The sequence below is a fragment of the Paenibacillus solisilvae genome (assembly GCF_042656405.1).
GTDB classification, from domain to species: domain Bacteria; phylum Bacillota; class Bacilli; order Paenibacillales; family Paenibacillaceae; genus Paenibacillus_Z; species Paenibacillus_Z solisilvae.
On sequence record NZ_JBHSOW010000043.1, the window covers coordinates 82,232 to 94,949 of the forward strand.

A 12,718-nucleotide genomic window follows, 5' to 3' on the forward strand; every position below is an offset into this window, starting at 1 on the left:
ATGGCCGGAGAAATGTGGCTGCTTCCGACCGGCTTTACACTGGATGCTTACAAAGAAATATTCCGCTATGACGCCGTATGGCGCGGCTACGGAAATACGCTGCTTTATACTTCCGTCGGTACAATCGTTAATCTAATTATGACTACGCTTGCAGCTTATCCGCTGTCGAGGAGGGATCTTCCCGGACGCGGCCTGCTGATGTTCGTCATCACTTTCACGATGTTCTTTAGCGGCGGGCTGATTCCGACCTATCTGGTAGTGAAGGATTTGGGACTTGTTAATACATTCTGGGCGATGATTGTACCGACAGCTATTGCGACTTATAATCTAATCGTTATGCGAACGTATTTCCAGAACAGCATCCCATGGGAGCTTCAAGAGGCATCGCTAATGGACGGCTGCTCCAACACAAGGCTGCTGATTCATATCATTCTGCCATTATCTAAGCCCATTCTGGCTGTCATGGTGCTGTTCTATGCCGTGAATCACTGGAATGCCTTCTTCAATGCACTCATCTATCTGCGCGACGAGAACTTGTATCCGCTTCAACTTGTGCTCCGTGAAATTCTCATCGTCAGCCAGAGCAGCTTTCTGGATGAATCCGGCTCCACCTTCGGCATGACGGAGAAGCTGCTGCTGGCTGAGAGCATCAAATACGCGCTGATTATTATCGCAAGCATCCCCGTGCTGATCATGTACCCATTTGTACAGAAGCATTTTGTGAAGGGCGTCATGATCGGTTCAATTAAAGAATAATAGCGAGGAGACGAATGCAATGAAAAACCATGCAATCATTACTGTCCATACCGAAGCCGCAGCGGAACATACGATTAATCCGTTTATCTTCGGCCATTTCGTAGAGGATATCCGCGACCATATGGACGCCATGCTGGCTTTTGTGCTCAAGGACATGGATTTTGAAGAGGAAGCGGAGGCAAACGGCGTATCTGCAGGCTGGTACCCGGTGACCGATGGTAAAAATACGCAGTATGCGCTGGAGCCGGCGGCGCCGAAGCATTCCGGACACAGTCAGAAAATCCGCATCTTCAGCGCGGATCAGTGCCGCGGCGGCATTGCGCAGCGGGTATCGGTGAAGGGCGGCATGAAGTACCGGGTCCAGCTCGTCGCCCGTGCGGCCATTGAGCTTCATACACTTGCCATTGAACTGGCTGACCCGCAAACGGGCGAGCTGCTGGGTGATGGCGAGGTTGCGATGCGCAGCCATAATTGGCTGACTTACACCGTCGATATCACGCCGTCCAAATCGGCTGAGCAGGCGGAATTCCGGCTTATGATCTCTTCGGAAGGTGCAAGCTGGCAGGACTCTATCGGAACAGGCATGCTGTGGATTGATCACGTTTCGATGCTGCCGGAGGACAGTGTCGGGATCGTCAAGCGGGAAGTCGTGGAGATGACGAGGGAGCTGAAGCCCGGCATGATGCGTCTGGCTGGCAATTACATCAGCGCCTACCATTTCGAGCACGCCATCGGACCGGTGCTGGAGCGTCCTAATATGGTGAATGAGGCATGGGGCGGCTTCACGAACAAATATTTTGGCACCGATGAATTTATTCAGTTTTGCCGAGATACGGATACGGAGCCGCTGATTTGCGTTAATGCCGGGAGCGGTACGCCCGAGGAAGCTGCAGCGTGGCTGGAATATTGCAACGGTGGCGCGGACACGGCATACGGAGCCTTGCGCGCGCAAAACGGACATGCAGAGCCATATGGAGTAAAATACTGGGAAATCGGTAACGAAATATACGGCTCCTGGCAGCATGGGCACTGCACCGCCGAGGAATTCGGGCACCGGTACAACCGTTTTGCTGCGGAGATGAAGAAGGTGGATCCGGACATTATGCTGCTGGCCTGCGGCGACACCAATCAAGAATGGAACCGGACGCTTCTGGGTATTGCGGCGGAGCATATCGATATGTTAACCATTCATATCTACCATGGCGGAGGCACGGTCGGCATTAATCCCGGCACACCAAAAGAAATACGGTACCACGCCATAACCGCGTTCCCCGAGGTGACGAGGGCCATTGTCGGTCAGACGGCGGAGCTTATTAGCGGCAATCCGGAGTACTCTCATGTAAAGCTTGCCATAACGGAATATAATACCATGTACTACGCCAATACGATCCGCAAAGGACTGCCGGCCGAACATACGCTGGAGGCTGCCGTCGCCAATGCGGCTAATTTCAATGAACATATCAGGCAGTCGGATCTGGTGGAAATCGGCAGCTTCTCGGATCTGGTAAACGGCTGGCTGGGTGGATGCATCCGTGTCGGCGACTCCTATGCCGACCAATACCGCGGCAAAAAGCCGGGCTGGAGCGGCAGGAGCCAGGCGGTATACGGCACGCCGACCTATCATGTCATGAAGCTCTACGCGAACAGACCGCTTGCACATGTCGCACCGGTGAAGACGGAGTGCGGCACGTACAGCTGGGAGAAAGGAAGTCCGGCATTTGGTCTGACGCCTGTGGAGCTGCCGGTACTGGACGTGACGGCTTGTCTGGATGAGACGAAACGGATTCTGACAGTATTCGCGGTCAACCGGGGACTTGAACACGTTGAAGCGGAATTCCAAACAGGGAGTTTCCAGATGGCGGGTGAAGCGGCCGTATGGGAAGTGACGGGAGACGACTATGAGGACATCAACTCGGTGTTTGAACCGGAACGTATAACCGCACAGGAGAAGCGCGTACCATGGGGCGGGGATGCATCATGTCTGACTCTCAGGCCGCACTCCGTTTATGTGATTGAACTGAAGCGTTGATTCATTGTCTGAACTAGGTTCAGCCGGCTTCTGAGGAAGCCGGCCAAGCAGAAGGCCTCCGCTCCTTCGAATTCATGGAGCGGAGGCCTTTTCGTTATTCATGCGCGGAGCGGCCCGGGTCAGGCATGCCAGATGCGCGGCATCGGCATTGCTTCCTTCCCAAGCTCAGCCCAGGCATATTTCAGCAGTAGGGTGCTTTTTAACTCCGCGCTGCCGGGGTCGTCCCATAGGTTATGCAGCTCCTGCGGATCGCTCTGCAGATCGAATAGCTCACCATAGGTTTGATTGTAATACACCGTTATTTTGTAGCGGTCGTTAACATACGTTTTTTGATGGATGGTCGTCGGTTCATGGCGGAATTCAATGAGGGCGTGATCCCGCGCCCGCGGCTTGAATCCTTCCCACACCTCGCGCTGATCGACTCCTGTCATACCATGCGGGATTGGAATGCCGCGGAAGGATAGCAGGGTAGGCGCCAGATCAACGAGTGACTGGATGGCTTCCGACTGGACGCCGGCGGGTACATGTCCCGGATAACGGACGAGGTATGGAACCCGGATCAGGTCCTCGTAATGGAAGCCGCCCTTGGCCTGAAGACCGTGCTGGCCGAAGAAATGGCCATGGTCGGAAGTGAACACGACGATCGTATCTTCCGTCAGACTCAGTTCGTCCAGCTTGTCAAGAATACGGCCGATATATTTGTCCATCATGCTGATCATGCCGTAATAGACCGCGACCAGCTTCTTGCGGTCGGCATCCGTCAGTTTGAATTTGCTGCCGTATTCGTAGTAAAGATGAGAGCGGTAGCCGTGAATGCCATATCCAGTCTCCAGCAGGCTGGAGAAATCCGGCTGCTCCTCCTGTGTCATGCCGAAATGGGGCGGATTGCTGTCATGTTCACCAGGCGCTGCCTGCGGAATTGTCAGGGAATCAGGATCGTACATCGTATCCCATGGCGCAGGGACCAAATATTCCGGATGGGGATCGAAGAAACTGGACCATAGGAAGAAGCTTTCCCCGTCCCGGGCGTATTGCTCAAGCAGCGCATTGGATCGTTCGGCAATCCAGGTATTGTAGTGATATTCCTCGGGTATCGGCCATTTATACGTAACGCTCGGATCCATCGTACCGGTAGGCGGCAGAAAGTAATCCCGCCAGTTTGTACAGCCCTTCTCTTCCATCCACAGCGCATAATGCTGGCCGACGTGGCTCTCGTTCGTATGATTGCGAGCGAGCTCCACATGCTCAAAGCCATAAAACGGACCTTCAAAACGGCGCCAATGGTCCAATTCCTGAAGAGTCGGATAGGCTTCCATGGAAGGATAGGTTTCCGTGGAGCGGAGCGGCTGAAAATGGGCTTTGCCGATCAGAGCTGTTCTGCATCCGTCCGCCGCGAAATCGTCGCCGACACAGTGCCGATCCTCCAGGAGCTTGGTGCCGAGCGTCCACGCTCCATGCTGGCTTGGGTACATGCCGGTGATGATGGATGCCCGGCTCGGCGTGCATGTGGGATTGGGGCAATAAGCTCTGGAGAAAGCGGTTCCCTCGCGGACCAGGCGGTTCAGATTCGGCGTGAGAACCTCACTTTGGAATGCGCCGATCGTGTTCCAATGCTGCTGGTCGCTCGTGATGAGCAGAATGTTGGGTTTCTTCATCTATTGATCGCCTCCTTTTCTAATAATAGCTTAGTAGAGAGGAAGCTGGAATGGCGCGGCGTGGGTCTAATTTACCATTTTGTCGGATACCGCAAGTGAGAGGAGATAGATAATGAGGAATGACGGATTAAAGCGGATTGGGCCCGTGCGTTATGAGCCTGGGAAGTGGGATAAGGAATGCCAGCTGTGGCCTGTTCGGGCAGGAAGTGGAATGTCTCCGGCAGAAGCTGGGCTTGGCCGAAATCGGGCGGATTGCTTCGGCTTATATGCGGTTCAGAAGGGATCCTTGCAGCTGATTCGAGCTGATCGCCGTCTTAAGCTGCAAGCAGGCGATTTGTACTGCCGTTTCCCGGAAGCATCCTGCACGCATTACAAGGCGGGGCAAGAAGAACCGGAGCTCATCTATGTGGAGATCGGCGGCCCTGGTGCGGAACGTCTCCTTGGAAGAGCAGGCTTTACCCGAGGGAATCCAATATTCAGACAAGCCGAATCTGCGAGGACGGATCGGGCGCTCTATTCCATTCTTGAACTGATGATGGAGGCTCCTTCTCAAAGCGCTTCGCTGCCTTATCTCATGCAGAGCCTGCTTTACAAGCTGTTCGCGGATCTGATTCACCGCAGAGAAGACGGCAGCGGCGAGCAGCTCCCGGACTGCCTCCGGTGCGGCTTGACGCATATGGATCTGCACGCTCCAGCGGGAATCACAGTGCGCGAAGCTGCAGAGGCTGCCGGCGTTAACCGTTCCCACTTTACTGCGGAATTCACGAGACGGATGGGGATCACCCCTGCTGCCTATCTGACGAGGTCGCGCATAAATCAAGCAAAGCGGCTGCTCGCCGAGACTACAGCCTCCGTAACGGAGATCGCCTACGCGGTCGGCTACCCCAGCTTATACACATTCAGCAGAGCCTTTAAGAAGGAATGCTCGCTCTCGCCATCCAGTTACCGAAGCTTTCCAATCAGAAAGGGAACGACGGCTGTTCGCAGCAATTCTATTAGGAGCGGTGAGATGACCGGCGCGAGATTCCAGATCTGATCAGGATTCTGATCATTACCTCTCAACTTATGTCGGGACACGATTATATTCATAGGGATCATATGGCTGTTCTTGAACTGAAAATAGGGATCATATGGCTGTTCTTGAACTGAAAAGCAAAGGAGACACTATACTGAAAGTTACTAAGTTTCAAATAATTCAGTCATTTCCACTTGGTATTATGTCCTTTATACTGTAAAGAAGCCCTCTATCTATTCCGCAATAACCGTCGTCAGTTGTCCTGGTATAACGCGAGTCCAAGAGAGGAGAATAATGCAGATTATGGAATATGTCAGATTAGGAAAGTCCGGACTTAAAGTATCGAGAATTAGTCTTGGTTGTTGGAATTTTGGAAGCCCGACCCCGCGCTGGGGAAAGGCGGGAAAGGTGACATCCGAGGATTCTATCCGAATCATCGATGCCGCAATTGACATGGGAGTGAATCTGATCGATACCGCCAACCGTTATACGGGTGGAGAAGCGGAAGAAATTCTCGGCAAAGCGATTAAAGGAAAACGGGATAAGGTTGTCGTGGCCACGAAGGTACACGGAGAAATCGGTCCGGGTCCTAACGACAAAGGCCAATCCCGCGCTCACATTATGAGGGAAGTTGAAAACAGTTTGCGCCGGCTCGGTACCGATTATATTGATTTGTACCAGGCGCACAATGTCGACTGGGAAACTCCGCTGGAGGAATCCATGCGCGCCTATGATGATTTGGTCCGTCAAGGGAAGGTGCGGTATATCGGCTGCTCAAATTTTCCGGCTTGGGTGCTGACGAAGTCACTGTGGGTCAGCGATGTAAACAAGCTTGAAAGCTTCGTTTCCGTGCAGCCTAACTATAGCTTGGCCAACCGGGCGGTAGAGAAGGAGCTGCAGCCGCTGTGCGTTGATCAGGGAATCGGCATGATCTTGTACAGCCCTATGGGCGGCGGCATTCTGTCCGGGAAATATGAAGAAAGCGTGCCGGAAAACAGCCGAGGTTCAGACGAACCGGAAGTTGCCGAAAGGGCACGCAGATTTCGAAGCGGAGTCAACCTGCTGAAGGATATTGCCGATCAAATGGACAAAACACCAGCCCAGGTCAGCCTGAACTGGATTATCAATCGACCCGCCGTATCTTCGGCGATTATGGGCGTAAGCAGGCTGGAGCAGCTGCAGGAGAATATCGGCTCTGTCGGCTGGAAGCTGTCCGAGGAGCAGATGCAGAAGCTAAGCGACGCTTTCCCTGTTTAACCAATTTATATTTACGGGAGGTATGAACAATGTCGGAATCATATAAAGTCGATTTTCGTCAATTAGGCCGTACAGGAGCTAGAGTCTCGAATCTTTGCCTAGGAGCAATGAACTTTGGTTCGCGTACCGAAGAAAAGGAGTCGGTCCAGATCATTCATCGTTTCCTGGATGCAGGCTTAAATTTTGTTGACACAGCCAATGTTTATTCCAAGGGAGTATCAGAATCCTTTGTAGGAAAAGCGATCAAAGACCGGCGTGACCGGGTCTTTCTGGCAACCAAAGTACATGGCAGAATGGGCGAGGGACCGAACGACCAGGGAAACAGCCGCGTTCACATTATCAAGCAAATAGATGAAAGCCTGCGGAGACTGCAAACCGATTATATTGACTTGTATTGGATTCACCGTCCCGATTCGAATACCCCTATCGATGAAACGCTGAGAACGCTTGATTATTTGGTGGGCCAGGGAAAAGTCCGTTACATCGGCCTCTCCACATTCCCAGCCTGGCAAACCATGGAAGCGATTATGGTCAGCGAACGCATGAATTTGGAACGCTTTGTGGCCGAGCAGCCACCGTACAACCTGTTTGACCGAAGCATTGAGGAAGATGTCATTCCGCTTTGCCAGAAGTATGGGCTGGGGATTATGCCGTGGGGGCCTTTAGCTGAAGGCTGGTTATCAGGCGCATACCGCAGCAATCAGCCTTTTCCGAAAGATACGCGTATTGGCCGTAAAAATTTGGATTTAAATTCCGGGTATATCGTGGATAGGCTGAGTGCCATCGAAGCTCTGATACCCATAGCGGAAGAAAAGGGAGTCACCTTAAGCCAATTGGCTTTGGCTTGGCTCATTCAACAGCCTGGCGTCACTTCGCCGATTATCGGGCCGAGTACCATGAAGCAGCTGGAGGATAATTTGGGTGCGCTTCATGTTGAACTCAATAAAGACGATCTCGAACGGATCGATGCCGTTATACCTCCGAAATCCCGTGTAGGCGGCAAACGTCACTGGGAATAATGCTGAATGAGAGTAGGCTGATAGTATGGAATATGTAAAACTGGGTTCAACCGGACTGGACGTATCCCGCATTTGCCTTGGCTGCATGAGTTACGGCGAACCCGACAGGGGCGGGCATGCCTGGACGATGGGCGAAGAACAGAGCCGGCCATTCATTCGTAAAGCGCTCGACCTTGGCATCAACTTCTTTGATACTGCGAACGTCTACTCCGACGGGACAAGCGAGGAGATTGTCGGCCGGGCGCTTAAGGACTTTGCAAAGCGGGATGATGTCGTCATTGCAACGAAGGTGCACGGACGCATGCGGCCAGGGCCCAACGGCGGCGGTCTATCGCGGAAGGCCATTCTGAGCGAGATCGATCACAGCCTGAAGCGGCTCGGCACCGATTATGTCGACCTTTACCAGATTCACCGCTGGGACAATCATACACCGATCGAAGAGACGATGGAAGCGCTGCATGACGTCGTTAAAGCAGGCAAAGCGCGTTACATAGGAGCATCCTCGATGTATGCTTGGCAGTTCCTGAGCGCTCTTCACACCGCAGAGCGAAATGGGTGGACGCGGTTCGTTTCCATGCAGAATTACTTGAATTTACTCTACCGGGAAGAGGAACGCGAGATGCTCCAACTGTGCAAAGCGCAGGGAATCGGCGTCATTCCGTGGAGCCCGCTGGCGAGGGGAAGGCTGTCGCGGGATTGGGACGAGACGAGCGAGCGTTCCATGGCTGATGAGTTCGGAAAGACGCTTTATGCGGCTACGGCAGAGGCTGACCGCAAGGTAGTTGAGCGTGTCGGAGAAGTAGCGGCTAGGCGCGGCGTGCCGCGCGCACAGGTGGCGCTGGCCTGGGTACTGCAGAAGGAGCCTGTGTCATCTCCCATCATTGGCGCTACGAAGGCATATCATCTGGACGACGCGGTCGCGGCGCTTTCGGTGAAGCTGACCGCGGAGGAAGTCACATTGCTGGAAGAGCCTTATGTCCCGCATCCGGTACTCGGCGGCTTGAATTAAACGGACGCGCAGGAACGCTATTGCCGGAAGATTCCTGCGTATTATTTTACAATCCTCCGTCTGAATCCTGCTATTGCAGCGGGATGCTGCTAATAAGAACAACATACATAGGAGGAAATAAGCGTGAAATACAGACAGCTTGGCAATACCGAAATGAAAGTCAGTGAGGTCAGCTTCGGCACGTGGGCCATCGGCGGCTCCTGGGGAAACGTGAAGGACGAAGATTCGCTGGCGGCGCTGGACCGAGCGATGGAAGCGGGCGTCAACTTCTTCGATACGGCGGATGTGTATGGAGACGGGCACAGTGAGGAGCTGCTCGCGAAGGCGACGAAGGGCAAGGAAAATGATATCTACGTGGCGACGAAGTTTTGCCGTTCGGCAGATATTACGGATCCGGCCGTTTATACGTATGAGTCCGTCCGGGCATTTTGCGAGGCCAGTCTGAAGCGGCTTCAGCGCGAGCGGATCGATCTCTACCAGATCCACTGTCCGCCGACGGACATCCTGCGCGACGGCGAAGTGTTCGCGGTACTCGACCGTTTGAAGCGGGAAGGTAAAATCCGCGAATACGGCGTCAGCGTGGAGACGGTGGAGGAGGGCTTGATTTGCCTGGAGCAGCCGGGTGTTAAGGCACTGCAGGTCATCTTTAACCTGTTCCGGCAAAAGCCGGCAGAAACGCTCTTTCCCAAGGCTCATGAGCAGGGGGTCGGCATTCTGGTGCGTCTTCCACTCGCAAGCGGGCTGTTGACCGGCAAATTCAGCGAGAACAGCACCTTCGCGGCCGACGACCACCGCAATTTCAACCGGAATGGAGAGAGCTTCAACGTCGGTGAGACGTTCGCGGGTCTGCCGTTCGAGACTGGTGTCGAGCTGAGCCGCAAGCTGGACTGGATCGGCGAAAGCCGGGGCAACATGACGCGCGCCGCACTGCGTTGGATCCTCGATAACCCGCATATTACGTGCGTCATCCCGGGATTCAGGAACACCGCCCAAGTTGAGGACAACCTTGGTGTACAGATTGTCTCACCGTTTTCGGGAGATGAGCATGCACGACTGCGCGAGTTCTACGAACAGAACGTCAAGAACGCCATCCGCGGACCCTATTGAGGATACACAAAAGTGGTTGACACAAAAGGGATAAAAACAGATCATCAAGCTTGGTTTGTCTCCTCTAAGGGGCTTTCTCAAAAGGGTAAGTGTAAGTGCAACAATGCCATATAAGAACAAACGAACCTTCAAAACCACGATAAAGTGGGGATGAAGGTTCTTTTTACATTCAAGCTGGCCTTCACAGTAGGGGCTGAAATTCCAAATGCGGCTTTTGGGACAACCCCTATTCGCTCACCGATGCCCGAAGATACTCAAGCGGCGGAGCTGATCCACGGCACGACACGAATGAGATGTTTTAACAGCACATCTTCATGCTTTTAACCGGAAGAACATCCGCATGCGCAATGACCGTATAAAAATGGAATAGGTTTTGATTTTTTGATCGGAAGGCGTTTGGTCATAGGGATGGTATTGTTTACGATGCTTTTTGGAGCCGGCTTTTTTAAGATGACTAATGGAAAAGTCCCGCCGTCACCTTCCCTTCCTGTCTATGCCTTATTGGTTAACCGGCATCACGTATCATCGCCTCACCCTTGGCTGAGAGCTGCGTAGGTGCATGTTACGCCCTTAGCTTATACTGGAATTCATACAGTTAAAATCGGTGTTATCCGATTCAGGCTGCCTCTATACTGGAATTCGTACAGTTAAATAACCCCAAATAAGCCTTATAGAGTTAAATTTGGCATATATACCTGGAAATTTCCAGTATAGCGGTTGTTCGAACATCCAAAGATCGAAATAGCTGTATAAATCCAGTATAGATTTGCATCATCGAGTGGTTGATTGCTAAACGTATCGCACTACTATGCTGGAAGCTGCTCGTTGCAGCCGCATGCAGCGCAGTCCAACCAGGTTGAGGCTGAAAGCTGCTCCTGGTGCAGAAAGTCAACTGTACGTAAGGCTTCAGCCTTACCAGGCGCTGGGAGCTTCTTGCGGTGTATAGAGTAAGCCGCGAATTGCGGCAGAGGGTGATTCTGCAAATAAGTCGCAGTCCTGCAAAAAAGTACAATCTAGAATCGCTGCAGAAATCAAGAATGTATGATTGTTCTCAAGGAGCTGCCCCCTTATGTTAGAGCAAAGGGAGGGAATTTATTGAAACCAATCGAAGAGAAAGCTGAGCTTCAAGCGGCGCATGATGAAGCGGTGCAGCTTGAATATCTTGATCGCGGTTTGGCAGCCGTGGTTACTATGAAGGCTCGGTCGAGTCGCAGCATGTCGCCTTGGGTAAGTTTCGGAGCGATTTGCCCGGTCTGCAAGTCGCCGGGCTCGACCTGCTTGTCCGGGAGGACGACGGGAAAGGGTTGAAGGGGAAAGACGCACTGTTTCTGCTGGACGGCAGCGGACGGGAGATTTGGAAGGAAAACCGCAAAACGGACGGCTGGCTGACCATTATTGAACCGCTTCGGGGCTGGACACATGATTCTCCGGATTACATCTTGGCATTCCGGCGCGGTGGCGGTCTATATCCGGCGCTGTACGACGGTGATATGAACATGATTGTGGAGTTTCGATCGGAAGGCTATGCCGTGCATACGGATTTAGTCGGCACCGGAACGGAGCAGGTATTCATCTACAATGATGAGACGGCATCCGTTTACTCAAGCAGCCCGTTCTCCTTGAAGGAAATTCCGGCAGCCGGGAAACCGCTGCCCCAATCCAAACGTTTATCCCATTCGGCCTTGTATCCAGGCGGAGAAACCGGCGTATTGCGGGAAATGAGGGATACAGAATGACACTTAGCTATCGTTTCGACTTTGGAACGGGGGCTGCGGAAGACGGTTATACGAAGGTGACTGCGCAAACACGTTATGAGAAAATGCTTGGCTTCGGCTTCAGTGCGGCAGACCAAGTGAACGCAAAGGACCGAGGAGGTTGCCAGCCGCTTCGCCGTGATTTTTGTATTCCGCTGAATACCTGCTTTATTGTCGATGTACCGGATGGAACGTATGCCGTTTCGGTTCTGCTCGGGGATGAGCTGGCCGACACAGAGACGACGATCAAGGCGGGAGAAGGGCGTTTGATGGTGAACAAACAAAGGACCGTTCCAGGGCATTACGCACGGGTGAGCTTTGCGGTTTGGGTCACCGATGGACGTCTGAAGCTGAAATTCAGCGGTTTGGCACCGCGAATTAATGCAATGGAAATTACCGCCTCCCACCAAGCATGCACGCTGTTTCTGGCGGGTGATTCGACGGTGACAGACCAGCCCGCAGATGGTTATCCGTATGCCGGCTGGGGACAAATGCTGCCCCAGTTTATCAAAGTGGATGCTGCGGTTGCGAACTATGCGTTGTCGGGACGAAGCTCCAAGAGCTTTATTAAGGAGGGGCATCTTGACGCCATCTGGAATAAAATCAAACCCTATGATTATTTGCTGATCCAATTCGCCCATAATGACCAGAAATATGGGGAGGATCGATATACTCTGCCTTATAAGACCTATAAGGAAACATTGAAGCTGTATATTGAAGGGGCCCGGCAGCGGAAGGCGATCCCTATTCTCGTTACGGCCGTACAGCGCCGGTTCTTCGAAGAAGACGGCACGCTTCTGGATACGCATGGGGATTATTTGCCGGCGATGCGCGAGCTTGCAGCAGAGGAGAATGTGCCATTGATTGATTTGGCGGCCAAGAGCAAGGAGTGTTCGAGCGGCTCGGGCCAGAGGGAACGAAATCGGTGTTCATGTGGCTTGCGCCAGGTGAATATATGAATTTCGTGGACGGAACGGAGGACAACACGCATTTTCAGGAGCAGGGCGCGTCGCAGGTGGCGAAGCTCGTGCTGGAAGGAATGAAGGAGCTGCGTTTACAGCCGCTCACCCTTTATTTGCGCTAAGAGCGTCAGGCTAAAAAGGGTGGGAAGCCACGA

Annotated in this window: 8 protein-coding genes and 2 pseudogenes; 9 read left to right on the plus strand and 1 reads right to left on the minus strand. The window is 53.0% G+C overall.

Annotated features, from left to right (window positions below):
• A complete protein-coding gene (locus tag ACFPYJ_RS12690) occupies nt 1–756 on the plus strand; it encodes a carbohydrate ABC transporter permease (RefSeq protein ID WP_379188605.1) in 756 nt (251 codons plus the stop codon).
• A 19-nt stretch (nt 757–775) separates the two neighbouring features.
• Nucleotides 776–2,785 (plus strand): alpha-L-arabinofuranosidase C-terminal domain-containing protein, encoded by a 2,010-nt coding sequence (locus tag ACFPYJ_RS12695; protein WP_379188515.1) that lies wholly within the window; start codon nt 776–778, stop codon nt 2,783–2,785.
• Between the two features lie 119 nt (nt 2,786–2,904).
• On the opposite strand, the gene ACFPYJ_RS12700 is transcribed toward ACFPYJ_RS12695, so the two are convergent.
• Entirely contained in the window at nt 2,905–4,440 is a 1,536-nt protein-coding gene (locus ACFPYJ_RS12700; RefSeq protein WP_379188516.1) for a sulfatase family protein, read from the minus strand.
• A gap of 112 nt (nt 4,441–4,552) precedes the next feature.
• Between ACFPYJ_RS12700 and ACFPYJ_RS12705 the strand changes: the two genes are divergently transcribed.
• The 7 genes and pseudogenes from ACFPYJ_RS12705 (at nt 4,553) to ACFPYJ_RS12735 (ending at nt 12,685) form a co-directional block, all read left to right on the plus strand.
• Complete coding sequence (locus ACFPYJ_RS12705) at nt 4,553–5,476, plus strand: helix-turn-helix transcriptional regulator (protein ID WP_379188517.1); 924 nt, start codon at nt 4,553–4,555, stop codon at nt 5,474–5,476.
• 282 nt (nt 5,477–5,758) lie between these two features.
• Nucleotides 5,759–6,712 (plus strand): aldo/keto reductase, encoded by a 954-nt coding sequence (locus ACFPYJ_RS12710; protein ID WP_379188518.1) that lies wholly within the window; start codon nt 5,759–5,761, stop codon nt 6,710–6,712.
• 29 nt (nt 6,713–6,741) lie between these two features.
• Nucleotides 6,742–7,731: an aldo/keto reductase gene (locus ACFPYJ_RS12715; protein ID WP_379188519.1), complete on the plus strand. Its 990-nt coding sequence runs from the start codon at nt 6,742–6,744 to the stop codon at nt 7,729–7,731.
• 25 nt (nt 7,732–7,756) lie between these two features.
• Entirely contained in the window at nt 7,757–8,740 is a 984-nt protein-coding gene (locus tag ACFPYJ_RS12720) for an aldo/keto reductase (protein WP_379188520.1), read from the plus strand.
• Nucleotides 8,741–8,863: 123 nt separating this feature from the next.
• Nucleotides 8,864–9,847 carry an aldo/keto reductase gene (locus ACFPYJ_RS12725; protein WP_379188521.1) on the plus strand — a complete coding sequence of 328 codons (984 nt, stop codon included), beginning with the start codon at nt 8,864–8,866 and terminating at the stop codon, nt 9,845–9,847.
• Between the two features lie 1,190 nt (nt 9,848–11,037).
• Nucleotides 11,038–11,583 (plus strand): annotated as a pseudogene (locus ACFPYJ_RS12730) (hypothetical protein); the annotation flags it as partial.
• A pseudogene (locus ACFPYJ_RS12735) lies at nt 11,580–12,685 on the plus strand (rhamnogalacturonan acetylesterase). The pseudogenes ACFPYJ_RS12730 and ACFPYJ_RS12735, both read left to right, overlap by 4 nt.
• The last annotated feature ends 33 nt before the right edge of the window (nt 12,686–12,718 follow it).

Coding starts and splice junctions, on each gene's coding strand:
- ACFPYJ_RS12695 (WP_379188515.1), top strand. CDS start 776: ATGAAAAACCATGCAATCATTACTGTCCATACCGAAGCCGCAGCGGAA.
- ACFPYJ_RS12710 (WP_379188518.1), top strand. CDS start 5,759: ATGGAATATGTCAGATTAGGAAAGTCCGGACTTAAAGTATCGAGAATT.
- ACFPYJ_RS12720 (WP_379188520.1), top strand. CDS start 7,757: ATGGAATATGTAAAACTGGGTTCAACCGGACTGGACGTATCCCGCATT.
- ACFPYJ_RS12690 (WP_379188605.1), top strand. CDS start 1: ATGGCCGGAGAAATGTGGCTGCTTCCGACCGGCTTTACACTGGATGCT.
- ACFPYJ_RS12715 (WP_379188519.1), top strand. CDS start 6,742: ATGTCGGAATCATATAAAGTCGATTTTCGTCAATTAGGCCGTACAGGA.
- ACFPYJ_RS12700 (WP_379188516.1), bottom strand. CDS start 4,440: ATGAAGAAACCCAACATTCTGCTCATCACGAGCGACCAGCAGCATTGG.
- ACFPYJ_RS12705 (WP_379188517.1), top strand. CDS start 4,553: ATGAGGAATGACGGATTAAAGCGGATTGGGCCCGTGCGTTATGAGCCT.